We start from the raw sequence: 26,240 nt of genomic DNA, 5'->3' as shown, positions 1-26,240 counted from the left end.
TGGTACGGGCCGGATCACCGTCGTCAGACGTCCAGGAACCGCACGCCCTTGGCGTTGCGGGTGATGAACGAACGCCGTGCTTCGACGTCCTCGCCCATCAGCACGGAGAAGAGCTCGTCGGCCGTCGCCGCGTCGTCGAGGCTGACCTGCAGCAACACGCGGTTCTCGGGGTCCATCGTGGTCTCCCACAACTCCTCGGCGTTCATCTCGCCGAGCCCCTTGTACCGCTGGATGCCGTCGTCCTTGGGCAACTTCCGCCCGGCTTCGGCGCCCGCCCGAAGCAGTCCGTCACGCTCGCGGTCGCTGTAGGCGTACTCCGGTTCGGAACGCGGCCACTTGATCTTGTAGAGCGGCGGCTGGGCGAGGTAGACGTGGCCCTGCTCGATGAGTGGACGCATGAACCGGAACAGCAACGTGAGCAGCAGCGTGCGGATGTGCTGGCCGTCGACGTCGGCGTCGGCCATGAGCACGACCTTGTGGTACCGCAGCTTCGAGATGTCGAAGTCGTCGTGAATGCCGGTGCCCAGCGCCGTGATCAGCGACTGGACCTCCTGGTTCTTCAGCACCCGGTCGATGCGGGCCTTCTCGACGTTGATGATCTTGCCTCGGATCGGCAGGATCGCCTGGTACCGCGAGTCGCGGCCCTCCTTCGCCGAACCACCGGCCGAGTCACCCTCGACGATGTAGAGCTCGCACTCCTCCGGGTCGCGCGAACGGCAGTCCTTCAACTTGCCGGGCAGACCGCCGATGTCCATCGCGCCCTTGCGGCGCACGAGGTCGCGTGCCTTGCGGGCAGCCAGGCGCGCCTGCGAGCTCGACACGGCCTTGTTGATGATGATCTTCGCTTCGGCGGGGTTGCGCTCGAACCAGTCGGCCAACCACTCGTTGCAGGTGGTCTGCACGAACGAACGCGCCTCGCTGTTGCCGAGCTTGGTCTTCGTCTGCCCCTCGAACTGCGGCTCGGCCAGCTTGATCGAGACGATCGCCGCGAGTCCCTCGCGCACGTCGTCACCGGTCAGGTTGGCGTCCTTCTCCTTGAGGAGCTTCTTGTCGCGCGCATAGGCGTTGACCACCCGGGTCAGCGCGGCGCGGAAGCCCTCCTCGTGTGTCCCGCCCTCGTGCGTGTTGATCGTGTTGGCGAAGGTGTAGACCGACGGCGTGAAGCTGCTGTTCCACTGCATCGCCACCTCGACCTCGAGCCCCTCGCCCTTCTGCTCGAAGCCGATGACGCTCGGATGGATCGGGTCCTTCGAGGCGTTGATGTACGCCACGAAGTCCTGCAGACCACCCGGGTAGTAGTAGGTGCGCTCCTTGATGCCGGCGCGCTCCCCGGTGGCGTCCTCGTCCGCCTCGTCGGCGACCCGCTCGTCGCGCAGCACGATGGTGAGGCCCTTGTTGAGGAAGGCCATCTCCTGCAGCCGGCGGGCCACCGTCTCGGCGCTGTACTCCGTGGTCTCGAAGATGTCCGGGTCGGCCCAGAAGGTGACGCTCGTACCCGTCCGTTCGGTGGGCCCCTTGTCGATCAGGTCTCCGGGCACCGACTTCTCGTAGTGCTGGACCCAGATCCGACCATCACGGTGCACCTCGACGTCGAGCGCGGTGGACAGCGCGTTCACCACGGAGACGCCGACGCCGTGCAGACCACCGGACACCGCGTACGACTCGCTGTCGAACTTGCCGCCCGCGTGCAGCTGGGTCAGCACGATCTCCACCGTGGGCTTGCCGTGCACCGGGTGGATGTCGACCGGGATGCCCCGGCCGTCGTCCACGACCCGGACACCGCCGTCGGCGAGCAACGTGACCTCGACGCGCGACGCGTACCCGGCCATCGCCTCGTCGACGGAGTTGTCCACGACTTCCTGGATGAGATGGTGCAGGCCACGTTCACCGGTCGAACCGATGTACATACCGGGGCGCTTGCGGACCGCCTCCAAGCCCTCGAGCACTGTGATGGAGGACGCACTGTATTCGCTGTTCTTCGCTGCTGCCACCGGTTGACTTCTCCTCGTCTCGCCCACAGGACACTGTGACACCGGTCCCACGTCGGGCTTGAAGCTGACACGCGTTCCGGCACCAATCCGGCTTGCCTTCACAAGTTTACTTGGCCAGTCGCGCTCACAGGCACCAAGGACACCCCTGGCTGCGTCACAGAGCCGCGAAATCGGCCTGGTGCGAGTCCGGCCTCGTGCACCATCGGCATCGACCCGGCCCGCGCGAATTCAGACTGCGTTACGCGAACGGTCGCCGACGGGGTCGGGCGCCGCCCCGCTCCCCGCCTCAACCGTAGGTGTCACGAGGTCCCCTTCCCGGGATGTGCCGTGGCCCCTTGCGCCAACTCGGCGCGGTCGGCCCCTGAATCCGCATCGTCGTGACCACTCCGTGTCCGACGCCCGCTGCGATTCTTGCCAGGAGCTGACGTTGCAGCAAGCGCAACTGCGTGGCCCATGCCGTGGAGCTGGCCCGCACGGTCAGCTCACCGTTGTTCAGCGACACCGGTTGGGCGTGTTCGGCGACCTCGGCGCCCACCAACGCCGACCACTGCCCGAACACCCGCCCGTTCGCGAGCCGGTCGGTCCACCCGAGCTGGGTCGACATCCGCGACACCAGACGTCCGAAGGGTTGCGGGTCCCGCTCGTCGGCGCCCGGTCCCGACCAGCGGCGTCGCCGCGGGTTCTGTCCCGGCAGCGCGCGGACGCCCGATTTCGTCGACCCGGGCCGGCGGACTCCGGGTTCGGTTCCGCGTGCCGCGGCGCGCTCCTTCGCCGCGGCCAGGGCGGCGCGGGCGAGGTCGCGCCCCTGCGGCTGCCCCGCTCCGGAGCGCGTCGAGTCGGCCGGGCCCCCGGCATTCTCGACCCCGGCGGCGCTGTTACGCTCTGGACTCCGTTTCCCCCCGCGCGCGCTCACCGGCCCCCCGTGTGGTAGCGCGCTACCCGAGTTATCCACACTATCCACAGAGTTATCCCCAGATCGGTGGGTAACTTCGGTGTCGGCCGTCACATCGTGCGGGGTGGGTCGCCTAGCCACGAGTCACCTCGCCCTCGGAAACGTGGTACCGCGCGCCATCGAGTTCAGCGGGGACGTCCCCTTCGACGGCCGCGGTCACCAGCACCTGTTCCGCCTTCGCCGCCACGTCGGCCAGCCGCGCCCGCCTCCGCGAGTCGAGCTCGGCGAACACGTCGTCGAGCAGCAGCACCGGCTCTCCACCCGCCTCGTCGCGCAACAACTGATACGACGCCAGGCGCAGCGCGAGCGCGAACGACCACGACTCACCGTGGCTCGCGTAGCCCTTCGCGGGCATCTGCCCCAGTACCAGGTCGAGATCGTCCCGGTGCGGCCCCACGAGACTCACCCCGCGCTCCAACTCCGCGTCCCGCGACTCGTGGAGCGCACGCAACAGGATCTCCGACATCTGCTCGGCCGTGACCCGCGGGCCCTCCGGGACACCGCTGCCCTCGGGAAGCGCCTCCCCCAGGCTGGACCTGTACGAGATCAACGCCGGGCGGGAGTCGGGTGCGACGTCCGCGTAGGCCGACGCCACGAACGGAGCCAGGTCGGCCACCAGGTTGAGACGCGCGGCCAGCAGTTCGGCACCGGCCTCCGCCAGGTGGTCGTCCCACACCTGCAGGGTCGACAGCGCGTACGGATCCTCCTCCCGGCGGCCCCGGCGCGCCGCCGACCTGCCCACGGTCTTCAACAGCGCGTTCCGTTGCCGCAGGACCCGGTCGTAGTCGGACCGCACACCCGCGTACCGAGGCGCTCGCAGCACGAGCAGCTCGTCGAGGAACCGCCGACGCTCGGACGGATCGCCTCGCACGAGCGACAGGTCCTCCGGAGAGAACAGCACGGTGCGCAGGATGCCGAGGACGTCCCTCGGCCTGCCGACCGCGCCGCGATTGACCCGCGCACGGTTCGCGCGCCCCGGCGCGATCTCCAGCTCCACGGTCAGTTCGCGGCCCTCGTTCACCACCGCCGCACGAACCAGTGCCCGGTCGCACCCGTGCCGGACCAGAGGTGCGTCGGTGGAGACCCGGTGCGATCCGAGCGTGGCCACGTAGCCGATGGCTTCGAGCAGGTTCGTCTTACCCCGCCCGTTCGGCCCCACCAACACCGTGGGGCCCTGGTCGAGCGGGAGATCGACGTGCTCCCACGACCGGAAGTCGGTCACCTGGAGGTGCCGCAGGTACACCTATCCGGATACCTTCTTCGTCTTGACGGCGTGTCCACCGAACTGTTCCCGAAGCGCGGCCACCGCACGCATGGCCGCCGAGTCCTCCTGGCGCGAGGAGAACCGTGCGAACAGGGCCGCCGAGATCACCGGCGCGGGCACGGCGTTGTTCACCGCTTCCTCCAGCGTCCAGCGACCCTCACCGGAGTCCTCGACGTAGCCTTCGAGGTCGTCGAGCTCCGGGTCCTCGTCCAGCGCGCGGACCAGCAGCTCCAGCAGCCACGACCGCACCACGGTGCCGCGCTGCCACGCCTTGACGACGGCGGGCACGTTCTGCACCACCTTCGAGGCGTCGAGCAGCTCGAAGCCCTCGGCGTACGCCTGCATCAGCCCGTACTCGATGCCGTTGTGCACCATCTTCGCGTAGTGCCCGGCACCGACCCCGCCCGCGTGCGCGAAGCTCTCCTCGCGCGGGCCCTCGGGCCGCAGCGCGTCGAAGAACGGCATCGCGCGCTCGACGTCGGCCTCCGAGCCGCCGACCATCAGGCCGTACCCGTTGTCCTTGCCCCAGACGCCGCCCGAGACACCGACGTCGAGGTAACCGATCCCGTGGCGGCCGAGGAGCTCGGCGTTGTGGGCGTCGTCGGTGTAGCGGGAGTTGCCACCGTCGATCACCAGGTCGCCCTCGTCGAGCAGGTCCGCGAGCTCGGCGATCGTCTGCCGGGTCGGTTCCCCCGCGGGCACCATGACCCACACGATGCGAGGGGCCGACAGTGCCGAGGCCAGCTCCTGCAGCGACGCGACGTCGCCGACCTCGGTGTTGCGGTCGTAACCGACCACGTCGTGGCCGGCCGCCCGAAGGCGTTCCCGCATGTTGAAGCCCATCTTGCCCAGACCGACGAGTCCAAGCTGTGCCATTCGCATACTCCCCTTGTCGAGTGTGCCGCGGTCAGCCCGGGAGCCGAACCGGCATCAGGAGGTAGAGATAGCCGGGCACGACGTCACCGTTGTCGTCGGCAGGCTTGATCAACGCGGGCCGGTTGGGCGTCGTGAACGTCAACTCGGCCCGATCGGAGTGCAGCGCCCCGAGGCCGTCGACCAGGTACGTGGGGTTGAACGCGATCGTCACCGGTTCTCCCTCGTAGTCGACGGGGAGCTCCTCTTCCGCACTGCCCTCGTCGTCACCGCCCGCCGACAGCCGCAGCGAACCGTCCGCGAACTCCAACCTGACCTGGGTGCCCCGTTCGGCGACGAGTGACACCCGCTTGATCGCTTCGGTCAGCGCGGGCACGTGCAGGACCGCCCGCGACGAGTGGTCGGCGGGCAGCAGCTGCCGGTACGGGGGGAACTCGGCGTCGATCAGCCGCGTGGTGGTGAACTTGCCCGCTCCGGACAGTCCGAGCAGGCCGTCACCCCCCGCGAGGCCGATCTGCACCGTGGTGCCGGCGGACCCGAGCGCCTTGGCCGCGTCGGCCAGCGTCCGGGCGGGCACGAGAACGGCGGAGTCGGCGATGCCGTCGGCGGGCTTCCAGTTGAACTCCCTCATCGCGAGCCGGAACCGGTCGGTGGCGACGAGGGTCAACGTGCTGCCGGTGATCTCGACCCGCATACCCGTGAGCATCGGGAGGGTGTCGTCCTTGCCCGCAGCGACGGCCACCTGGGCGACCGCCTGGGCGAACGCGTCGCCCGCGACCTCCCCGGCGAGCTCCGGCTGCGCGGGCAGCTGCGGGTAGTCCTCGACCGGCATGGTCGGCAGGCTGAATCGGGCGTTCCCGCAGGTGATGGTGGCCCGAGCGCCTTCAACGGCGATGTCCACCGGCTGGGCGGGCAGCGCCTTCGTGATGTCGGCGAGGAGCCGACCCGACACGAGTGTGCGCCCCTGGTCGGCGACCGTCGCCGGCACTCCGACCGTCGCCGAGACCTCGTAGTCGAAACCGGAGACCGTCAGCGCGTCGCCGTCTCCACCCGCGTCGAGCAGGACACCACCGAGCACGGGAACGGGCGGCCTCGACGGCAGGCTCCGGGCCACCCAGGCGACGGCGTCGGCAAGCCCGTCGCGCTCGACGCGGATTTTCATGCGCCCATCCTTTCGACAGCCGAGCCGGTTGGAGCTCGTGAGATCGCATACCGCCGGTGGATGACTCCCGGCGAGGCCTGTGGGTCCGCACGGCGACGCTGCGGGGGTGACCACCGGCAACAGCCGCCAACAGCCTCCACAGCCTCCACAGCCTCGGCCGCCGAGCACACCGACGTGTGGACTCCCACGGTAGAGCGTGCCGATCGGCGCCGTCACCTCGGCCCAGGGGTTCTCCGGAGTCGGCCCCCGAGCTTCTCGGGGCTTCTTCGGGGCGAGTTGTCCCCAACTTGAAGCCGAGCCTGTTTTTCTTCTTTTCTCTCTAAAGGGAGAAGAAGTTCAGTCGTAGTAGTAGGGGCTGTGGATAGTGTGGATAACCCTTGTTTCCCCAGGTCACTTGCCGTGTCGGGGTGTGGACAGCCTGGTGATGGATCCGTGGACAACTCGGCGGGTCGGTGGATGGATGAGTGCCAACAAGGAACTATCCACATCTCGGCGAAGTTGTCCACAGTTCTATCCACAGATTTCGGCCGAGTTGTACCCAGGTTGTCCACCGCCCACACACAGGTCCACCACCGGAAAGGGTGATGAACCGAGCACTGTGGACGAAACTGTGGGCAACCCTGTGGATTACCTGTGGAAACGCTGTGGATAGGTGTGGACAACTCGATGTCGGTGCTCGTCCGGGCAGGTATCCACAGACTTATCCCCAATCGGGTTACCCTGTGGATAACTCGGAAAACCAGCGACTGTGACTTTTTTCGTGTCGTCACCGTTTCGCCCGTGCTGCGCCCCTTGATGCGCTCGTTCGAGCAGCTCGATCCGAATCGGAGAGACGACGAGGCAGCCTCACCGCGCCCTCGGGGCAGGTGGAAAGGGCTGTGACGCGCGCGGGGAGAGCCTGAGAGAGCCGGGAGAACCCCGGGGAAAGGTCCGCCGCTACCGGCGGGCGCCTGCGTCTACTGGCGGGCGCGTTGCTTGATACGGGAGGTCAGCTCCTGCACCTGGTCGTAGATCCGGCGCCGCTCCGCCATCTCCTTGCGGATCTTCTTGTCCGCGTGCATGACCGTGGTGTGGTCCCGACCACCGAAGGTCTGGCCGATCCGGGGCAGGGACATGTCGGTGAGTTCCCGACACAGGTACATCGCGATCTGCCGCGCGGTTGCCAGCGCCTTCGTCTTGCCAGGGCCGCACAGATCGTCCAGCGTGACGTCGAAGAACTCCGCAGTCACCCGCATGATGGTGGACGCGCTGATCTCCGGCGCCTGTGCGTCGGTGGGAATGAGGTCGCGCAGAACTATCTCGGCGAGACCGACGTCCACCGGCTGCTGGTTCAACGACGCGAACGCCGTCACGCGGATCAGCGCGCCTTCGAGCTCGCGGATGTTCGCCTCGATGCGTGCCGCGATGAACTCCAGCACCTCGCCGGGAACGGCCAACCGGTCCTGCGCGGCCTTCTTCCGGAGAATCGCGATGCGCGTCTCCAGTTCCGGCGGCTGGATGTCGGTGATCAGCCCCCACTCGAACCGGGTACGCAGCCGTTCCTCGAGCGTCTCCAGCCGCTTGGGCGGCCGGTCGGACGACACCACGATCTGCTTGTTGGCGTTGTGCAGCGTGTTGAAGGTGTGGAAGAACTCCTCCTGAGTCCCTTCCTTGCCTTCGAGGAACTGGATGTCGTCGACGAGCAGGATGTCGATGTCGCGGTAGCGGCGCTGGAAGGCCACCTTGCGGTCGTCACGCAACGAGTTGATGAAGTCGTTGGTGAACTCCTCCGTCGACACGTAGCGCACCCGCATCCCCGGGAACAGTCGTTGCGCGTAGTGTCCGACCGCGTGCAGCAGGTGAGTCTTGCCGAGGCCCGACTCACCCCACACGAACAGCGGGTTGTAGGCGCGTGACGGCGCCTCGGCCACCGCGACGGCGGCGGCGTGCGCGAACCGGTTCGACGCGCCGATGACGAAGGTGTCGAAGTTGTACTTCTCGTTCAGCCGCGTCTTGGACGTCTGCGGCTGCGCGGGCGCGGTGTAGGGCTGCCCGGCGATCGGCTGACCCGAGAAGGTCGGCCAGATCTCGTGGACCGCGGCCAGCGCCTCGCCTTCCTCGTCGACCTCTTCCTCGGCCTCGTCGTTCTCGGCCGAGTGCTTGGGATGGGTCGTCGTGGGCTGGGGCGGGCCTCCCGGTCGCGGCGGCGGATGGGCCGTCGGCATCGTCGGCGGGTGCGTGCGATGGGGAAGGCCGGGAACCCGGGGCTCGGACTCGGAGCGCGGCCGGATCGCCGGGATGATGATGGTGTCCTCGCTCGACGACATGCTCGGTGGCATGGTCGGCGGCACCGGAGGCCGGTCGGGATGCGACTGCGGGGCGGCCGGGCCCGATCCGTAACGACCGGGAGGCGGGCTCGCCGGAGCGGGATTGCTCGGCGGCGCCGGCGGAGGAGGTGGAGCGCTCTCCGTGGTGTCGACCTTCACGGCGAGCGACACCTCACGGCCGAGATGCCGGGACAGCGCGGACGTGATCGGTTCGCGCAGCGCGCGCTCGATGGCCTCTTTGGCGAAGTCGCTCGGAGCGGCCAGCAACGCCGTGCCGTCCAGCAGCCCGATGGGCCTGGTCACGCGCATCCACGCACGTTGCTGCGGGGACAGCGTTCCGTCGGAGAGTTCTGCGACAACCTGCTCCCAGACAACAGCCAGATTCAGCTGATGCTCAGACACGCTGCTCCGCTCCCCTCCCCTCGACCTTTCCCTCCTCGACGGCTCGGCGGAGCGTCACGGCAGGTCGGTGTGGCCACCCGCGCAGCAGGTATCCACAGAGTTGTCCACAACTTGTGCACCAATGTACGCCCGACCCGCGGACCCTCCACCCCGCGGGACCACGCTCCCGCCCCGAACGAGTCTTGCACTCCTGGCGCCGACATCACCGCCCCGGTCGAGGTCGTGACGACCGAGGAGGGGCACGCTAACAAGCTGTGGGCGTACCCACAAGCCGCGCGCGAGGGCAAGGAAACCACGGGCTTTGGCACGCCGCCAGCGCAGTTGTACAAACGGGTGACGCGACGTCCGGACGGCGGCGCGGGGACCCGCCGTCGCCGCCGACCAGGGGGGGTGGTGTCGCTGGACAGGCGGCCACTGCGTACCCTCGTAAGGTCTACCGCTGACAGCGGCGCCTTCGCCTGCCCGCCTCACTGTGCCGGGCGCGGATCGAGTCGCTCGTCGCGGAGGCACCGACGACCGATCGCCGCAAGACCAGGAGAACGACTGCCGTGAGCAAGCGCACCTTCCAGCCGAACAACCGTCGTCGCGCGCGGACCCATGGGTTCCGGCTGCGGATGCGGACGCGTGCAGGCCGCGCCATCCTGGCGGCCCGCCGTCGCAAGGGCCGCAACCGGCTCTCCGCCTGATTACATCGCAGCCTGCGACGACGGGGCGCGGCGTGTTACCAGCCGACGCTCGTCTGCGGCGTAGCGACGAGTTTCGTGCCGTGATGCGGGGCGGCGTCCGTACCGGGCGCCGCCGTTTGGTGCTGCACGCACTCGTCGAGCCCGGACAGCCGCGCAAAGCGGGCTTCGTCGTGAGCAAGGCTGTGGGCAACTCCGTCGTCCGACACCGGGTGACGCGGCGACTCCGGCACCTCGTCGCGCAAAGGCTCGGAACCTTACCCGAAGGCAGTGCGTTGGTCGTTCGAGCACTTCCTGCGGCCGCTACCGCCACGAGTGCGGAGCTCGGCGCGGACCTCGACGCGGCACTGCGGCGGCTGGGACTGTCGTCGTCCCGCGACAACACTGGATCACGGCGTGAATGAAGATCACTCGGCCGGCACCACCCCGGTCGACCAGCACGACACCGGTGCGCCACCCCGGCCCACGCCGGTGGCGTGGGTCTTGCTGCTGCCGATCCGCTTCTACCGCAAGGCGATCTCCCCGTACCTTCCCCCGATGTGCCGGTTCTATCCGAGCTGTAGCACCTACGCGGCCCAAGCACTCACTCGCTTCGGCGCCGCTCGCGGCACCTACCTCGCCGTGCGCCGGTTGCTGCGCTGCGGACCGTGGACCCCACCGGGGCGAGACCCGGTTCCCGAGAAGTTCAGCTTCCGGTACCAAGGCCCTGGTATGTCTACCGAGGAGTAGCTCTAGTGCTCGACTTCATCTACTACCCTGTGTCGTTCATCCTCTGGGTGTGGCACAAGGTCTTCGGTTTCGTCTTCGGTGAAGACAACGCCATCGCCTGGATCCTGGGCATCATCTTCCTGACCTTCACGGTCCGTGGGCTGCTGTTCAAGCCGTTCGTGAACCAGGTGCGGTCGATGCGGAAGATGCAGGACTTCGCGCCCGAGGTCAAGAAGATCCAGAAGAAGTACGCCAACGACCGCCAGCGTCAGGCGATGGAGATGCAGCGGCTCCAGAAGGAGCACGGCGTCAACCCGCTGGGCAGCTGTCTGCCGATGCTGCTCCAGATCCCGGTGTTCATCGGTCTGAACTGGGTGCTGCGGAACTTCCGTCCGGGTGCGGAGTCGAACTACTTCTTCGACGCCGACGACGTGGCGTCCTACGTCGACGCGCAGATCTTCGGCGTCAACCTCGGTGACGCCATCAACCACTTCGGCATGATGGGCGGCAGCGGCGAGTCCGGCTGGCAGTGGGACGTTGCCCCGGTCGCGGTGCCGCTGATGATCGTGGCCAGCGTCGCGACGCACTTCACCGCCCGGCACTCCGTTGCTCGACAGAACCCGGCCGCGGCCACGCAGCAGACCGCGGTGATGAACAAGCTGACGCTGTGGATCTTCCCCGCCGGTGTGTTGGTGTTCGGTGCCTTCTTCCCCATCGGTCTGTTGATCTACTGGCTCGCCAACAACATGTGGACGCTCGGCCAGCAGCGCTTCGTCTACACGCGGATCGACAAGGAAGAGGAAGCCAAGAAGGAAGCCGCCAAGCAGAAGCGTGACGACCTGGCTCCGAAGCCGGGCCAGAAGCCGCAGGTCGGCCAGAAGCCACAGGTGGGTCAGAAGCCGCGGCCAGGCCAGAAGCCGGCTCCGAAGGCGGGTCAGCCCAAGCAGCAGAACTCGAGCGACAACACCAAGAACGGCAAGTCCCCGAAGAACAGCGGCAGCAACGTGCGTGGTGGTGCCTGGGCGAAGAACGGCGGGAACCAGCAGAAGCCGACAGGCGGCAAGAAGACGCAGGGACGTAAGCGGCGCTGACGCGGGGCGGGAAGGGAGACACGACATGTCCGATACGGCCGAGGCGGTCGGTGCGGGACAGAACGACACCGCGCCTGCGGTGGTGAGTGACGCTGACGACAACGAGGACCTTCTGGTACAGGAAGGCGACATCGCCGGCGACTACCTGGAGCGGCTGCTCGACATCCTCGACTACGACGGCGACATCGACCTCGATGTCGAAGCCGGTCGCGCGGTGGTGAGCATCGACGGCGGTGACGACCTGGACAAGCTCGTCGGCCCGCGCGGCACCGTGCTGGAGGCGCTGCAGGAGCTGACCCGGTTGGCGGTGCAGCAGGAGACCGGTACGCGGAGCCGGCTGATGCTCGACATCGCGGGGTGGCGCGCGGCTCGCCGGGAGGAGCTCCGGGAGATCGGTCGCTCCACCGCGGAGTCGGTCCGCGACTCCGGCGAGAAGATCCGCCTGCAGCCGATGAGCCCGTTCGAGCGCAAGATCGTGCACGACGCCGTCGCGACGGTCGACGGCGTCACGAGTGAGAGCGAGGGCGAGGAGCCGAAGCGCCGGGTCGTGGTGAAGCCCGAGTAGCGTCAGAGCTTTTCCTCAGCGGGAGCGGCCCGCCAGGTGTGTCCTGGCGGGCCGCTCTGCGTTTCACGTGAAACACGGGCCGCGGCCGGCTGGGCGGCACCGGCGAGGGGGGACGGTGTCGGGGAGAATCATGCACAGCCTGTTCCACGTGAAACAGGGCCGTTCCGGGAGGAGTGTCATTGGAGCCTGAAGACCTGGAATCACGGACGCCGACCGCAGTGCGCACCGTGTTCGGTGAGCACGCGGAGTCAGCCGCCGAGTTCGTCGCGATGCTCGCCTCACACGGGGTGGAGCGCGGCCTGATCGGGCCGCGAGAGGTCGATCGCCTCTGGGACCGTCACGTCCTGAACTCCGCTGTGCTCGCCGAGCTCATCCCGGAAGGGGCACGGGTGGTCGACGTAGGCTCCGGTGCCGGCTTCCCGGGAATACCTCTCGCCATCGCGCGACCTGATCTCGATATTGTTCTCCTCGAACCCATGGCTCGCCGGGTGGAGTGGCTCACCGAGGTGGTCGAGACGCTCGCGCTCTCGGTGAGCGTCGAGCGCGGCCGCGCGGAGGAGAAGGTGGTGCGACGCCGGATCGACGTGGCGGACGTCGTCACCGCCCGAGCGGTGGCCCCGCTCGCCAGGCTCGCGCAGTGGTGTCTCCCGCTCGTCAAGCCGTCGGGAGAGCTGCTCGCGCTGAAGGGGCAGACGGCAGCCGAGGAGATCGAGCGCGATCGGTCTGCCGTGCGCAAGGCCGGAGGAGGCGACCCCAGGATCGTGCGCTGCGGCGCGGCCGTTCTGGAGACGCCGACCACCGTCATTGCCATCGAACGGGTGGAGTCGGGCGCGCCCGGAGTTGCGCGGAAACGCGGACGGAAGAAGCACTGAGAGGATTGGCGCAGCGAATGACGACCAGTACGGAGCGGCGGATGTTCCACGTGAAACAGTGCGGCGCGACGGCGCGGGGTGGTGTCCGATGAGCCCCTCCCCCGACGCCGGCCTCGGTGGTACGCCGATCGCCGAGGAGGCAGTGCGTGCGGCACGCGTCCTCCACCCCGATGCCGACTTCATGCCGCGTCCGGTGCGGCGACGCATCATCACCGTCGCGAACCAGAAGGGTGGCGTCGGCAAGACGACCAGCACGGTGAACCTCGCGGCGGGGCTCGCGCTTCACGGTGTGCGGACCCTGGTCATCGACCTGGACCCGCAGGGCAACGCCAGCACCGCACTCGACGTCGACCACCGTTCCGGGACCCCGTCGATCTACGAGCTTCTGCTCGGCGAGGTGTCGTTGGTCGACGCGGTGCAGGCGAGCAGCCAGTCGCAGGATCTCCTCTGTGTGCCGGCGACCATCGATCTCGCCGGCGCCGAGATCGAGCTCGTGTCGATGGCGCAGCGCGAGTCGCGGCTGAAGGAGGCGCTGACCCAGGAAGCACTCGACGCGTTGGGGGTCGACTACGTCTTCATCGACTGCCCGCCCTCGCTCGGCCTGCTGACCGTCAACGCTCTGGTGGCGACACACGAGGTGCTCATCCCCATCCAGTGCGAGTACTACGCGCTGGAGGGTCTGGGGCAGCTGCTCAACAACATCGAGCTCGTGCAGCGGCATCTCAACCAGTCTTTGAGCGTCTCCACCATCCTGCTGACGATGTACGACGGGCGGACGAAGTTGGCCGACCAGGTCACTCAGGAGGTCCGTCGGCACTTCGGGGACGTCGTGCTGAAGACGGTGATTCCGCGCAGCGTGAAGGTTTCGGAGGCGCCTGGCTACGGCCAGACGGTGTTGGCGTACGACCCGGGTTCCCGGGGCGCGATGAGTTACGTGGACGCGGCGCGAGAGGTCGCCGAACGTGGATCGAGCAAGGGGCGACAACGATGAGCGAACGCAGAGGGGGGCTCGGCCGCGGCCTGGCCGCCTTGATTCCCACCGGGCCGGTCGACTCGGCCGCTGACGCCGGTCGGGGCGACGCACGTCGCCCGGCGCCGGCGCCGGGCGACAAGGGGTGGTTCGCCGCCAACGGTGCGGTGCAGCCCGTGGGTGGCGAGGTCGCCGGCGCGGTGTACCGCGAGGTTCCCATCGACGCGGTGAAGCGCAACCCCAAGCAGCCGCGTCAGGTGTTCGACCAGGACGCGCTCGCGGAGCTGGAACACTCGATCCGCGAGTTCGGGCTCATGCAGCCCATCGTGGTGCGGCAGCTGGGGCCGGGCGAGTACGAACTCGTCATGGGCGAGCGCCGGTTGCGCGCCTCGCAGCAGGCGGGTCTGGAGACGATCCCGGCGATCGTCCGCAGCACTGCGGACGAGGCGATGCTGCGTGACGCACTGCTGGAGAACATCCACCGGGTGCAGCTGAACCCGCTGGAGGAGGCAGCGGCGTACCAGCAGTTGCTCGACGAGTTCGGCGTGACCCACGAGGAACTCGCGTCCCGGATCGGCCGGAGCCGCCCGGTCATCACGAACACGATCCGGCTGCTGCGTCTGCCGCTCCCCGTGCAGCGGCGCGTGGCGGCCGGTGTGCTCTCGGCAGGACACGCCCGTGCTCTGCTGTCGTTGGAGGACGCCGACCGCCAGGAGGAGCTCGCGGCGCGCATCGTGGCCGAGGGGTTGTCGGTCCGGGCGACCGAGGAGGCCGTCACCCTCGCGAAGGGCGAGGCGAAGCCCAAGGCCAAGAAGGCGGCTCGCAAGCCGGCCACGATGCCGGGCGTCGAGGCCCTCGCCGACCGGCTGTCCGACGCGTTCGACACGAAGGTCAAGGTGGATGTCGGACGCCGTAAGGGCCGGATCGTGGTCGAGTTCGGCTCGGTGGAGGATCTGGAACGGATCGTCGCGCTGATGTCCCCGAAAGGGGCAAATCGGACATCGGAAACCGACGACCGATGACACCGGGTCATTTCGTCACGGTGACGATTGACGAATCGGCCATGGGACGGCGGCCCGCCGCCCCATGGCGGATCAACTGCCCCGCTGGACAGCCCTCCGCACGAGGTCGGTGAACACCGCGCCGAGCGACGTCCCGGCGGCTTCGAACGCCATCGGCACCGTGGACGTCTCCGTGAGTCCGGGCGACGAGTTCACTTCGAGGAAGTGCACGGTGCCGTCCTCCGCGACGATCGCGTCGGTGCGGGAGATGTCGCGCAGTCCCAGCAGCGAGTGTGCACGCACGGCGAGCTCCTGCACGGCGTCCCGCGACTCGTCGGACAACCGCGCCGGCGCGAAGAAGTCGGTGAGCCCCGCCGTGTAGCGCGCCGTGTAGTCGTAGACGCCGCCCTCCGGAACGATCTCCACCGGCGGCAGCGCCTCCGGGCCGCCGTCGCGCTCGACCACCGCCACCGCGACCTCGACACCGTCGACGAAACGCTCGGCGAGCACGGTGTCGCCGTAGGCGAAGCACCCCACCATCGCGGCGGGCAGGTCGGCGGCGTCGCGCACGACCTGGGCGCCCAGTGCCGAACCACCCTGATCGGGCTTGAGGAGCAGCGGAAGCCCGAGTCGTTCCACCATCGCATCGAGTACCGGTTGCGCGCCCAGTTCGCGGAACGTGCTGTGCGGCAACGACACCCACGGGGGCGTGCTGAAGCCGGCGCTCTCCACGAGCGCCTTCGCGATCGGCTTGTCCCAGGCCTTGCGACAGCCCTGAGAACTCGTCCCCACGAACGGCACACCGAGCATTTCGAGGATGGTCTGCACCGATCCGTTCTCCCCCGCGCCGCCGTGCAGGGCGACGACGGCGGCGTCCGGGCGGTCGTTCTGCAGCCGTTCGAGCAGTCCGGAGTCGGTGTCCCACTCGTGCACCGTCAGGCCCTGGTCCCGCAACGCGACGGACAGCCTGCGGCCCGACCGCAGAGAGACGTCTCGCTCGTGTGACAGCCCGCCTGCGAGAACGGCGACAGTACCCTCGGCCAACGCGGTCTCCTCGTGATGTTCGACGTGTGGGGCGAAGGACGTGCGCGGCCGGCGCCGCGGCACGTCAGGCCGTGTCGGGGCCCGGGAACTGCGGACCCGACACGGTGCGGGTGGTCACGCTACCGAAGGTGCGCATGAGCTCCATTTCGGACTCCAGCACCCCGGCGAGCCGGCGGACGCCCTCCCGGATGCGTTCCGGTGTCGGATAGCAGTACGACAGGCGCATCTGCCTGCTGCCCAAGCCGTCGGCGTAGAAGCCGGTGCCGGAGGCGTACGCGACCCGAGCCGTCACCGCCCTGGGCAGCATGGCCTTGGTGTCGACCCCTTCGGGCACCGTGACCCACACGTAGAAGCCGCCCTCGGGCTGCGTCCACGTGCACCCGGCGGGCAGGTGCTGCTCCAGCGCGGAGAGCATCGCGTCGCGGCGCTCCCGGTAGTTCTCGCGGAAGGTCTTGATCTGCCCCTTCCAGTCGTGGGTCTCGAGGTACTTCGACACCACGAGCTGGTTCAGCGTCGGCGGGCAGAGGGTGGCCGACTCGGCGGCGAGCACGAGCTTCTCGCGCACGGCGTGCGGAGCGAGGACCCAGCCGACGCGCAGCCCCGACGCGAACGTCTTGGAGAACGAGCCCAGGTACACGACGTTCTCGGGCGCCATCGAACGCAGCGACGGGTAGGTCTGGCCGTCGAAGCCGAGCAGGCCGTACGGGTTGTCCTCGATGATCAGGACGTCGTGTTCGGCGCAGATCTCGACGATCTCGGCGCGGCGGTCGACCGCGAGGGTCACGCCGGCGGGATTGTGGAAGTTCGGGATGGTGTACAGGCACTTGACCCGTTGACCGCGCTGCTTGGCCGCGGCAAGCGCCTCACGGAGGTTGTCGGGCACGAGGCCGTCGTCGTCCATGGCGACGTGCACGACGTTCGCCTGGTAGGCGGCGAAGGAGCCGAGCGCGCCGACGTACGACGGACCCTCGGCGATGACGACGTCACCGGGGTCGCAGAACAGCCGGGTGACCATGTCCAGACCCATCTGCGAACCGACGGTCACCACGACGTCGTCGGGGTGGGCACTGATGCCCTCCATGGCCATGACGTCACAGATCTGCTCGCGCAGCGTCGGCACGCCCTGCGCGGAGCCGTACTGCAGTGCGACGAGCCCGTCCTCGGCGACGACCTCCGCCATCTGCGTCGAGAGCGAGTCGAGCGGCAGGGCGGCCAGGTTGGGCATTCCGCCCGCCAGGGAGACGACCTCGGGACGACTGGCCACCGCGAAGAGCGCTCGGATCTCGGACGCCGTCATGCCCGCGGTGCGCGCGGCGTACCGGTCGAGGTGCGGATCGAGGTTCTGCCGGCTGGGCGTGGAGCCCGGCCGCGCCGACTGCGGCGGCTGGGAGGAAGTCATGGACACATCGCTTCCGCTTCGCTAAGAAAGCATGTCGATCGGGGCATCCCTGCTGAAGGCGTGTCTTCGAGTGTAACTTCAGTCCCTCGTCGTACTCCGGTCTTGGCGGGGCTTCTCACAGACCCATATGCTCGGGCGGGGCTTTCGGCGTCGACATGCTGTGCGCCTCGATCACAGGCGAGACATCTCATCGTGGGGGAGGTTCTGTGCCGCGACGGGTCGTGGGCGTCACGCTGGACAACCTGGAGCAGCTTCCACGCCGGTGCAGGCGCTGCGTGTACTGGGAGGTCCCTCCGCACCTGAGGGAACAGGTGGAGCAGTTCGGCGAGACCGAGGTCGAGAAGGAGGCCTGGGTGTCGTCGGTGCTGCTCGAATGGGGTTCGTGCGGCCGGATCGTCTACAGCGGCGAGATCCCGGTGGGTTTCGTGCTCTACGCCCCGCCGAACGCCGTCCCGCGTGCCGCGGCCTTCCCGACGTCACCGCCGAGTGCCGACGCCGTGCTGCTCACCGCGTTCCACGTGCTGCCCGAGTTCCGCGGGAGCGGTCTCGGGCGGGCGCTCGTGCAGGCGGTGGTCGCCGACCTGACGGGCCGTGGGGTGCGGGCGATCGAGGCGTTCGGGGACGCGACCGAGGAGGAGTCCGGCGACGAGCACGTGTGCGTGGTGCCCGCCGGTTTCCTGCGCAGCGTGGGATTCAAGACCGTGCGCCCCCATCCGCGCTGGCCGAGGTTGCGGATGGAGCTGCGGGCGGGCATCTCCTGGAAGGCGGACGTCGAGGCCGCGTTGGAGCGGTTGCTGGGACAGGTGAGCGTCACCACAGCCGAGTCCAGCGCCGTCCGCGCTTAGGAGTCCGAACAACACACAACCTGTGGATAACTCGACCAGTTATCCACAGGTTGTGCACAGGTTCAGTGCCGGCGCGGGCTCACTCGGTCTTGAGCAGTTCGTGGGCCAGGACGTCGGCGAACGTGAAGGTGCCCGTGGGCTGGTCGTTCTCCCCCAGCAGGTACAGCCGTTTCACCGCGATGAGGATGCCCTCGGCGACCACGTCGCGGAACGCCGGATCCGACATTCGCGCCCGGTCGTCGGGGTTGGTCAGGTAGCCGATCTCCACTCGTACCGCGGGGCAGCGGGTGCGCGTGAAGATGTCCCACGTCTTCGGGTGGGTGCGGCAGTCGAGCAGGCCCGTGCGGGCCGCGAGCTCCCGCTGGATGTAGCCCGCCAGCAACTCGCCGACCGTCGACGTCGTGCCGTTGCCGGTGCCGAAGTGGAAGCTCGCGACCCCCTGCGCGCGGGGCGATCGGTTGCCGTCGCAGTGCAGCGAGAGGAAGAGGTCCGCACCGGCGTCGTTGGCGAACTGGGCGCGCTGCAGCTCCGACGGGCTGTGGTCCGGGCCACGCGAGATGAGCGCCTCCATGCCGGTGGCCTTCATCCGGCCCTCCAGGCGGCGAGCCAGATCCCAGACGACGGCCGACTCGTTCACGCCGGCGACCGACACACCCAGGTCGGGACCACCGTGCCCCGGGTCGATGACGATCCGCTTGCCGCGGAGGCGCGGGCCGGACCTGCGCAGATGCTCCTGCTCGCGCAGGAAGACCGGCCGGCCACCACGCGCGCGCGGCGACAGCTGCCGCAACGCCCGCACGGTCGCCGGCCCACAGATGCCGTCCACCACCAGCCCGTAGTCGCGTTGGAAGTTCTTCAGGGCACGTTCGGTCTGAGGACCGAAACCGCCGTCCGGTCGCCCGGCGTCATAGCCCAGCTCGGTCAGCCGTTCCTGCAGCGCGAACACGTCATCCCCGTGCACCGGCGACGACACGAGGTACGCCAGCGGCCTGCTGCCGAGGTGGTAGGTCGAGCCGCGTAGCGCCCGGTAGGTGGCCGGGCCGACCACCCCGTCCGTGATGAGCCCGCGTTGCTGCTGGAAGGCGCGAACGGCGTGTTCGACCGCCAGGTCGAAGGTCGAGCCGTGTCCGTTCGCCTCGTCGCTGCGCGGAAGGAGTTCCAGCGCCGACAGCATGGACCTGATCTCGGCGACTTCCGGTCCGGTGTCGCCGCGGCGGAGTACCCGCATGCACTCCTCGCTATTCCTTGGGCACCAAGTGCGCTCGTTGGTTGTGCAGATTCTCGTCGGCCGGGGGCCTATTCCACGTCTATTGTGCCGTGCGAACGGAGCGTGAGGACGAAGGGCTATGTCGCCGCATAACCCACACGGATGGCCGAACGAAAGAAAACCCGGGAGCGCCACCGGATGGGCGCTTCCCGGGTTCGAATCTTCGTGACCGCGTCGCCTTACTGCAACACGTCCGCGAGGTCGGACAGCAGCGCTGCCTTCGGCTTCGCTCCCACGATCTGCTTCACCGGCTTGCCGTCCTGGAAGAGGATCATGGTGGGAATGGACATGACCTGGTAGTCCCTGGCCGTGTTCGGGTTCGCGTCGGTGTCGAGCTTCGCGATCCGGAGCTTGTCGCCGTGCTCGGCGGCGATCTCCTCCAGCACCGGCGCGACCATCTTGCACGGTCCGCACCACGTCGCCCAGAAGTCCACGAGCACGGGCTTGTCGTGCTTGAGGACCTCGTCGGCGAAGGTCGAGTCGGTCACCGCAACGGTGTTCGTCATCTTCTCTCCTGTCGTGGTTCGACCGGGGTCAGTTGGCGCGAGCGGCGTAGCCGCCGCCCACGAGTTCGGCACTTTCGTTCGCCTCGGCGACGTCGGCGTTCTCGGCGAGCCAGCGTTCCGCGTCGATGGCGGCCGCGCAGCCGGAGCCCGCCGCCGTGATGGCCTGGCGGTAGGTGCGGTCCACCAGGTCGCCCGCGGCGAAGACGCCGTCGAGGTTGGTGTAGGAACCGCGGCCCTTCGCGAGAACGTAGCCGTCCTCGTCGAGCTCCACCTGTCCGCGCACGAGATCGCTGCGGGGGTCGTGGCCGATGGCGAGGAAGAAGCCGGTGACGTCCAGGGTGGACTCCTCGCCGGTGACGGTGTCGCGCAGCTTCAGACCGCCCACCTTGCCGTTGTCGCCGAGCACCTCGGTGACCTGCGAGTTCAGCTTCCACTTGATCTTCTCGTTGGCGCGCGCACGCTCCAACATGATCTTCGAGGCACGGAACTCGTCACGACGGTGGACGATCGTGACGTTGCGCGCGAACTTGGTGAGGAAGAGCGCCTCCTCCATCGCCGAGTCGCCGCCGCCGACCACCGCGATGTCCTGGTCGCGGAAGAAGAACCCGTCGCAGGTCGCACACGACGAGACGCCGCGGCCGAGCAGTTCCTGCTCACCGGGCACGTGCAGGTACCGCGGCGCGGCGCCCATCGCGAGGACGACCGCGCGTGCCGCGTACCGCTTGCCGTGCGCCGTGACGTACTTCACGGGTCCGGTCAGGTCGAGTTCTTCGACGTCCTCCTGCCGCAGTTCGGCGCCGAAGACCTTCGCCTGCTCCCTCATCTCCTCCATGAGGTCGGGCCCCTGGATGCCGGAACGGAACCCGGGGTAGTTCTCGACCTCGGTCGTGGTCATCAGCGCCCCGCCGTACTGCGTGCCCTCGAACACCAGCGGTTCGAGCTGCGCGCGGGCCGCGTACACCGCGGCCGTGTAACCCGCGGGGCCGGACCCCACGATGATGAGGTTTCGAATGTCTTCGCTCACCTGCGCCCTCCGCACTCGACGCGTCAGAAACCGCGTCGGATCACTGCCTGCTCACCCTGGTCAACAGCATCGTAGGCGTGACTGTTCCCGGCGCGTCGTCCGGCGGAGGGCACCCGTGTCGCTCAGCCCTGGTGGCCGACCGTCTCGTCCATCAACGTGCCGGGGTCCTCGGGGCCGCAGTCCGGCGCGAGCGCCAGTACCCGCAGTTGACCCCGCTGACCCGTGGTGAGCAGCACGACGACGGCCTGCTCACCGTCCACGGTCACAGGGCGGAACCCGACGGGTTGCACGGCGGGATCGACACCGTTGGCCTCCAGGCACGCGTCGAGGCGCTGCTCGTTCTCCAACGGGCCGAAGTCCCGGACCCCGCTGATGTCACCGATCGCGGCGGAGACGTTGCCGCTGTCGACGGCCACCGGCGGTGCGTTCCCGGCTCCGGACGACGGCTCCGGCGCGGGTGGCTGGGCGAGGTTGTCCCCGCCCTGGTCGGTGCCGGTGCCGGGCACCACGACGAGGACGGCCGCGACCACGGCTGCCGCGGCGGCCAGGAACCCGGCGCCCCAGCCGAGGCGCTTGTTGCGCCGTGCGCGGGCGGCGTCGAGGCTCACGACGTTCGAACCCTGCGCCGGAGACTGAGGCGGCTGAGTCGGCGGAGTCACAGCCGTGCTCGATCCCGGTGCCTGCGCTTGCCGTTCGCGTTCCAGGGCCGCGTCGATCCGGCTCGCGACATCGGCGGGCATGGGCACGACGTCCAGGTCGGCGAAGCCGGAGAGATCGGACGTGGTGGACTCCAGGGCGTCGATGATCGCCCGAGCGTCCGGGTCCGCGTTCACCCGAGGCCACAGTTCGGCCGCGTCCTGCTCGTCCAAGACTCCTGCGTGCAGGTCGGCGAGCACGTCGACAGACCATGGGGGGCCGACGGTCCCGCCATGCCCCCTGCTCACGTCCGTCATCGTCCCTCCCCGTGTTTGCTTTCGTGAGTTGGGACGTCACCCTCGTTGCTCGGGTTCCGTAGATGACCAAGAAGTTTCGCCAGTTTCGCCCGGCCTCGGGCGCACCTGCTCTTCACGGTCCCCTGCGCGATACCCAGCATCTGGGCCGTCTCGGCGACGGAGTACCCCTCCACGTCCACCAACACGATGGGCACCCGCTGCTCTTCCGGCAACTGGTCGAGTGCGTCCTTGATGACCAGGCGGGTCTCGCGCTCCGACACGGAGTCGCGAGGTACCGCGGGTTCCTGGTGGGAGGTGTCCGGCAACGGCACCGTGGGACGCGCCTGCCTGCGCCTTACCCGATCGAGGCACGCGTTCACCACGATCCGGTGCAGCCAGGTCGTGACCTGGGACTCGGCCCGGAAGTTGGAGGCGGCGCGGAAGGCGGAGATGAACGCGTCCTGGAGGGCGTCGGCTGCTTCTTCCGGATCGCGGACTGTGCGCAGGGCCACAGCCCACATCCGGTCGCGATGTCTCCGGACGAGCTCGTTGAAGGCGTGAGGATCTCCGGCCGCGTGTGCGGCTATGAGATCGGCGTCCGTGGGCGCTGCTGCGGTCACCCGCCAGAGCGTACTAAGTCGATGACCCGCCGTTCGGTCGACCTCTGTGACGTCACCCGAACACCGACCGTCATGACGGACTCAGTTCACCGGGAGAAACGCGACTTCCGCGAGCCGGGACTGCAGCTCGGGTGCTTCACCCGCCAGGGTCTTGATCCAGATGAGCACGTACTGCCCGCTGGCGGGTTCGTCGAGCGTCACCTCGGTGGTCCCGTTCTCCAGCCGGGTCGACGCCACGGTGGTGGTCTGTTCCAGCTCGGGCTGGGCCGAGTCGGCGACCCGGATCTCGACCTCCGTGCCCGGGGTGTCGGAGACGATCCGGACAGCACCGAGTTCGAGGGAGTCGTCGAACGAGGCGAGCAGTCCCACACCCGTCTTGAACAGCGGGAACTGCTGGCGGTACTCGTCGGTTTCCCAGGCGGTGCTCTCGTCGCCGTCGACGGCCTTCGGGGCGTCCGCCACCCCGTCGCCCTCGCCCTCGGGATTGAAGACCGCCACCTCGGACGGCTTCACGGGACTGCCCAGCGAGCCGCCCTGGTCGCCGCCGTCGCCCTGGTCGCCGTCGCCGTCCTGCCCGGGCTTCTGGGTGGCGCTCTGCTCGGCGAGGTTGACGGGCGGGCCCGAGGGCGGGTCGTCGCGGAAGAAGCTGATCGCCATCATGCCCACCCACGCGAGCGCCGCGACGGCCGCGATGACGAGCGCACTCACGCCGAGCGCCAGCTTGCGGCGACGCGCGGCGTCCTTGACCGGCTTCTTGGTGGTCCACACCGTGCCGTCGGGTTCGACGGCCTCGGGTTCCTTGCGGGTGCGCTCCTCCGCCGACGCGACCTTGTCCAGAACGCGCAGGATGGCGGCGCTGGTGCGGATGCCGCCCTGGCCGCCGTCGGAGATGGTGCGCACCGCGAGCGCCGACATCTCCTGCGGCACGCGCGGTTCGAGGACGTGCGGTGGCACGGGCTGCCCCTGGGGGTCCCGCGGTGCGGCGGGAAGCGCGGGCGGGCCGCCGGGAAGCGCCCACCGGCCCGTGAGCAGCAGGTACAGCACCGCGCCGAGTGCCTTGACGTCGTCGCGCAGCGTCGTGGCCGGAGGCGGGGCGGGGAACGCCAGGCGGAGCCTGCCGTCCGGGGTCACCCTCAGCCGTTGCGGGTGGTCGATACCGAGCACGAGACCCGACTGGTGGGCGCGTTCGACGGGTTCGGCCAGCGCCTGCACCATCCTCGCCGCGGTACTCGGCGCGATCCGCTTCTCGTGGACGAGGTCGACGAGGTCGGTGCCCTTGGTCCACTCGGACACGACGATGCCCAGCAGTCCCTCGCTGGAGCTGATGCCGTTGCCGAGGGTCAGGACGTCGAGAACGCGGGCGACGCTGGGATGTGTGAACTTCGCCGCATGCGCCGCGCGTTCGAGCGTCCGCCGACCCTGCCGAGCGGCTTCCACGTCGGCGGGGTCACCCACGAGGATGGTCAGCGCGACGTCCCTGCGGAGCTGGCCGTCCCGGGCTCTCCACAGATGGGCGCCGACGCGTTCGTCGATGCCGAACTGCGCGAGCAGCCGGTACCGGCCGTCGCCGACGACCCCGCCGGGTGCCAGCGATCCGCCGTGTGTTCGGATGCCCACTCGGTCGCCCTCCCCCTGCTGTCCCGCATCACACAGTGCCTGCGAAAAGGGTACGTGAACGATGCCGGTCACCGTGTGGCATCCGTGCCGAGCGGGTTAACCGCGGCGGAGCAGACCGGAAATCCGACGCGTCACGGGCGCGAGTTCGTCCACCTTCAACGCGATCAGCACCCCGAAGGACACCGCGAGGCCGACGACGCCCTGCAGGACGAGCGTCACCCACGCCGTCCCGATGTCGCCGAGCAGGTTCGGCACGAGCTGCGCCACCAGCGCCGCGGCGAGCGCGCCGAGGCCGCTCGCCACGACGGTGAACAGGATGACGCCGAGCACGCGCCTGCTCCGCAGGTTGCCGAGCTTCACCCAGAGCCACACCTGGCCCATGACGGCGCCGACCACGAAGACCAGCGAGTTCACCATCATCACGCCGAGCACCACGTTGACCGGGTCGAGGACGGAGGCGGCGAGGTACAGCAGCGGGATCTTCACCGCCGTCATCACGCACATGATGAGCGTCGGAGTGCGCGAGTCCTTCATGGCGTAGAACACGCGCATCTGCAGCATCACGAGCGCGTACGGCACCAGGCCGAACGCCGACACGGCCAGCGCCTGGCCAAGGCGTTCCGCGTCCTCCACCGACCCCTTGCCGAGGGCGAACAGGGCCACACCGATCGACGGCCCGGCCACCGCCATGACGGCCGACACCGGCATCAGCATGATCGTGGTGATGCGGGAGCCGTACGACAGGTCGCCGACGAGTTTGCGGTGATCGCCGTCGGCCGCGGCCCGGCTCATCTTCGGCATGAGCGCGGTGAGCAGCGAGACGCCGATGACGCCGTAGGGCAGCTGGAACAGCAGCCACGCGTTCGAGTAGATCGACGGACCACCGGCCGCCCCACCCGTGAGCACGCGGGTGTTGACCACCATGCCGATCTGGCTCACGGCGACGTAACCCAGAATCCAGGCGGCGAGTCCGCCGAACTCCTTCAGCCGTTCGTCGAGGCCGAAGCGCCACTGGAACGTGAAGCCCGAACGACGCAGCGCGGGCACGAGGAACATGGCCTGCGCGACCATCGCCGTGAGCACGCCGATGCCGAGCACGAGCACCTGCGGGTCGGTCATCTGCGTCGGCACGATCGTCGGATCGCCCGGCACCACCGCGAACGCGGCGATCGTGGCGAAGATGACGAGGTTGTTGACCACCGGTGCCCACTGGGCCGGACCGAAGATCTGCTTGGCGTTGAGGATGGCCGACAGCACCGCGAACAGCCCGTAGAACAACAGACCCGGCAGCAGCAGGTACGCGAACCAGGTCGCGAGCTGCGGGTCGGCGTCGCCGGTGTCGTCCATCAGCAGCCCGGTCAGCCACGGCGCACACGCGGTCGAGACCACGGTGCCCACACCGAGCACCGTGATGGCGAGCGTCAGCAGACGTTGGGTGTAGGCCTCGCCGCCGTCCTCGTCGTCCTGCGACCGCACGAGCAGCGGCACGACCACGCTGGTCAGCACACCGCCGAGCAGGAGCTCGTTGATGATGAGCGGCAGGGTGTTGGCCACAGTGAAGGAGTCGTAGAGGACACCCAGCGTGGCCACCCACGCCAGCATCACCTTCCAGGCGAAGCCGGTGATGCGGCTGGTCAGCGTGGCGATGGCCATCCGGCCACTGGCCTTGGCCAGCGACGGCGCCTTCTGTTGGTCGTCCTTCGGCCGGTCGAGCTGGACCTCGGGAAGCCGTTCCCCGATCGGCTCCGCAGAGATCCGCGGCATCATCCGCGTCGCGAGCTCGTCGTAGGGGCGGAGGACGTCCGGGTCGGCCGCGGGCCAGCGCACCCCCGGGGGGATGCCGCGTTCCCGCGGGATGAAGATCGTCCGCTCGCTGTCCCTCGGTGGCGGCGGTGCGGGTCGGCGTCGCTGTGCTTCCTGACGCCACGGCCTCACCGGTTGACGTCGTGGCGGTGCGGTACGGCCGCGCCGGGGCGCCACGGGATTGGGCCCGGCCGACGGTGCTCCGGGGTGCGGTCCGGCCGGCGGGTTCGGTGGGTGACCACCCGGGGGAGCGTGCCCCGTTCCGCGTGGAGGCGTTCCCGGTGGCGGGGGTGGCGCGCCGGGTGCGGCACCAGGTGGTGGGGCCACCCTGCGGCGGGCGCCC

24 protein-coding genes are annotated in these 26,240 nt (G+C 68.9%); 9 read left to right on the top strand and 15 right to left on the bottom strand.

Annotation, left to right across the window (positions count from 1 at the left end):
* Positions 1–23 precede the first annotated feature (23 nt).
* From gyrB to dnaA, 6 genes are all read right to left on the bottom strand, one after another.
* Entirely contained in the window at positions 24–1,991 is a 1,968-nt protein-coding gene (gene gyrB / locus SACAZDRAFT_RS13450; protein WP_005442553.1) for a DNA topoisomerase (ATP-hydrolyzing) subunit B, read from the bottom strand.
* A 286-nt stretch (positions 1,992–2,277) separates the two neighbouring features.
* Positions 2,278–2,904 (bottom strand): DciA family protein, encoded by a 627-nt coding sequence (locus tag SACAZDRAFT_RS13445; protein ID WP_005442552.1) that lies wholly within the window; start codon positions 2,902–2,904, stop codon positions 2,278–2,280.
* A 112-nt stretch (positions 2,905–3,016) separates the two neighbouring features.
* A complete protein-coding gene (gene recF, locus SACAZDRAFT_RS13440) occupies positions 3,017–4,186 on the bottom strand; it encodes a DNA replication/repair protein RecF (RefSeq protein ID WP_005442551.1) in 1,170 nt (389 codons plus the stop codon).
* Positions 4,187–5,083 carry a phosphogluconate dehydrogenase (NAD(+)-dependent, decarboxylating) gene (gene gnd / locus SACAZDRAFT_RS13435; RefSeq protein WP_005442550.1) on the bottom strand — a complete coding sequence of 299 codons (897 nt, stop codon included), beginning with the start codon at positions 5,081–5,083 and terminating at the stop codon, positions 4,187–4,189. It abuts the gene before it with no gap.
* Positions 5,084–5,114: 31 nt separating this feature from the next.
* Positions 5,115–6,242 carry a DNA polymerase III subunit beta gene (gene dnaN, locus SACAZDRAFT_RS13430; protein ID WP_005442544.1) on the bottom strand — a complete coding sequence of 376 codons (1,128 nt, stop codon included), beginning with the start codon at positions 6,240–6,242 and terminating at the stop codon, positions 5,115–5,117.
* 956 nt (positions 6,243–7,198) lie between these two features.
* Positions 7,199–8,950, bottom strand: a complete 1,752-nt coding sequence (gene dnaA / locus SACAZDRAFT_RS13425; protein ID WP_005442543.1) for a chromosomal replication initiator protein DnaA — start codon at positions 8,948–8,950, stop codon at positions 7,199–7,201.
* 548 nt (positions 8,951–9,498) lie between these two features.
* On the opposite strand from dnaA, the gene rpmH reads away from it, so the two are divergent.
* The 8 genes from rpmH (at position 9,499) to SACAZDRAFT_RS13390 (ending at position 14,861) form a co-directional block, all read left to right on the top strand.
* A complete protein-coding gene (rpmH, locus tag SACAZDRAFT_RS22510) occupies positions 9,499–9,636 on the top strand; it encodes a 50S ribosomal protein L34 (RefSeq protein WP_005442542.1) in 138 nt (45 codons plus the stop codon).
* Positions 9,637–9,668: 32 nt separating this feature from the next.
* A complete protein-coding gene (gene rnpA / locus SACAZDRAFT_RS22505) occupies positions 9,669–10,037 on the top strand; it encodes a ribonuclease P protein component (RefSeq protein WP_082245308.1) in 369 nt (122 codons plus the stop codon).
* On the top strand, positions 10,030–10,362 hold the full coding sequence (gene yidD, locus SACAZDRAFT_RS13415; RefSeq protein ID WP_005442541.1) for a membrane protein insertion efficiency factor YidD: 333 nt from the start codon (positions 10,030–10,032) through the stop codon (positions 10,360–10,362). The genes rnpA and yidD overlap by 8 nt, the downstream gene beginning before the upstream one ends.
* A 5-nt stretch (positions 10,363–10,367) precedes the next feature.
* Positions 10,368–11,432, top strand: coding sequence for a membrane protein insertase YidC (gene yidC / locus SACAZDRAFT_RS13410; protein WP_005442540.1), 1,065 nt, complete (start codon positions 10,368–10,370; stop codon positions 11,430–11,432).
* Positions 11,433–11,457: 25 nt separating this feature from the next.
* A complete protein-coding gene (locus tag SACAZDRAFT_RS13405) occupies positions 11,458–11,997 on the top strand; it encodes a Jag family protein (protein WP_005442539.1) in 540 nt (179 codons plus the stop codon).
* Positions 11,998–12,176: 179 nt separating this feature from the next.
* Positions 12,177–12,869 carry a 16S rRNA (guanine(527)-N(7))-methyltransferase RsmG gene (gene rsmG / locus SACAZDRAFT_RS13400; RefSeq protein WP_005442538.1) on the top strand — a complete coding sequence of 231 codons (693 nt, stop codon included), beginning with the start codon at positions 12,177–12,179 and terminating at the stop codon, positions 12,867–12,869.
* 88 nt (positions 12,870–12,957) lie between these two features.
* Complete coding sequence (locus SACAZDRAFT_RS13395) at positions 12,958–13,860, top strand: ParA family protein (protein ID WP_005442537.1); 903 nt, start codon at positions 12,958–12,960, stop codon at positions 13,858–13,860.
* Positions 13,857–14,861, top strand: coding sequence for a ParB/RepB/Spo0J family partition protein (locus SACAZDRAFT_RS13390; RefSeq protein WP_005442536.1), 1,005 nt, complete (start codon positions 13,857–13,859; stop codon positions 14,859–14,861). Before SACAZDRAFT_RS13395 ends, SACAZDRAFT_RS13390 begins: the two co-directional genes overlap by 4 nt.
* A 72-nt stretch (positions 14,862–14,933) precedes the next feature.
* Here SACAZDRAFT_RS13390 and SACAZDRAFT_RS13385 read toward each other — a convergent pair whose 3' ends face one another.
* Both SACAZDRAFT_RS13385 and SACAZDRAFT_RS13380 read right to left on the bottom strand, forming a co-directional pair.
* Positions 14,934–15,884, bottom strand: a complete 951-nt coding sequence (locus SACAZDRAFT_RS13385) for a D-alanine--D-alanine ligase family protein (protein WP_005442535.1) — start codon at positions 15,882–15,884, stop codon at positions 14,934–14,936.
* Between the two features lie 64 nt (positions 15,885–15,948).
* Positions 15,949–17,283, bottom strand: a complete 1,335-nt coding sequence (locus SACAZDRAFT_RS13380; protein WP_005442534.1) for an aminotransferase-like domain-containing protein — start codon at positions 17,281–17,283, stop codon at positions 15,949–15,951.
* Positions 17,284–17,489: 206 nt separating this feature from the next.
* Between SACAZDRAFT_RS13380 and SACAZDRAFT_RS13375 the strand changes: the two genes are divergently transcribed.
* Positions 17,490–18,128: a GNAT family N-acetyltransferase gene (locus tag SACAZDRAFT_RS13375; RefSeq protein WP_005442533.1), complete on the top strand. Its 639-nt coding sequence runs from the start codon at positions 17,490–17,492 to the stop codon at positions 18,126–18,128.
* A 79-nt stretch (positions 18,129–18,207) separates the two neighbouring features.
* Here SACAZDRAFT_RS13375 and SACAZDRAFT_RS13370 read toward each other — a convergent pair whose 3' ends face one another.
* The 7 genes from SACAZDRAFT_RS13370 to murJ form a co-directional block, all read right to left on the bottom strand.
* The gene (locus tag SACAZDRAFT_RS13370) at positions 18,208–19,356 is read right to left on the bottom strand and encodes an N-acetylmuramoyl-L-alanine amidase (RefSeq protein WP_005442532.1); all 1,149 of its coding nucleotides are present in this window, start codon (positions 19,354–19,356) and stop codon (positions 18,208–18,210) included.
* A 218-nt stretch (positions 19,357–19,574) separates the two neighbouring features.
* Complete coding sequence (gene trxA / locus SACAZDRAFT_RS13365) at positions 19,575–19,901, bottom strand: thioredoxin (RefSeq protein ID WP_005442526.1); 327 nt, start codon at positions 19,899–19,901, stop codon at positions 19,575–19,577.
* A gap of 28 nt (positions 19,902–19,929) precedes the next feature.
* Positions 19,930–20,925: a thioredoxin-disulfide reductase gene (gene trxB / locus SACAZDRAFT_RS13360; protein WP_005442524.1), complete on the bottom strand. Its 996-nt coding sequence runs from the start codon at positions 20,923–20,925 to the stop codon at positions 19,930–19,932.
* A 122-nt stretch (positions 20,926–21,047) separates the two neighbouring features.
* Positions 21,048–21,878 carry a hypothetical protein gene (locus SACAZDRAFT_RS13355; protein WP_005442522.1) on the bottom strand — a complete coding sequence of 277 codons (831 nt, stop codon included), beginning with the start codon at positions 21,876–21,878 and terminating at the stop codon, positions 21,048–21,050.
* The gene (gene sigM, locus SACAZDRAFT_RS13350) at positions 21,875–22,477 is read right to left on the bottom strand and encodes an RNA polymerase sigma factor SigM (RefSeq protein WP_040927761.1); all 603 of its coding nucleotides are present in this window, start codon (positions 22,475–22,477) and stop codon (positions 21,875–21,877) included. Before sigM ends, SACAZDRAFT_RS13355 begins: the two co-directional genes overlap by 4 nt.
* Before the next feature lie 81 nt (positions 22,478–22,558).
* On the bottom strand, positions 22,559–24,094 hold the full coding sequence (locus SACAZDRAFT_RS13345; RefSeq protein ID WP_005442513.1) for a protein kinase family protein: 1,536 nt from the start codon (positions 24,092–24,094) through the stop codon (positions 22,559–22,561).
* Between the two features lie 96 nt (positions 24,095–24,190).
* Complete coding sequence (gene murJ, locus SACAZDRAFT_RS13340) at positions 24,191–26,029, bottom strand: murein biosynthesis integral membrane protein MurJ (protein ID WP_005442512.1); 1,839 nt, start codon at positions 26,027–26,029, stop codon at positions 24,191–24,193.
* Positions 26,030–26,240 lie beyond the last annotated feature (211 nt).

The sequence above is a fragment of the Saccharomonospora azurea NA-128 genome (assembly GCF_000231055.2).
In the GTDB taxonomy this organism is placed as follows: Bacteria; Actinomycetota; Actinomycetes; order Mycobacteriales; family Pseudonocardiaceae; genus Saccharomonospora; species Saccharomonospora azurea.
The sequence above is the reverse complement of the archived record's forward strand: the minus strand, read 5'-3'. Positions and strand labels throughout refer to the sequence as shown.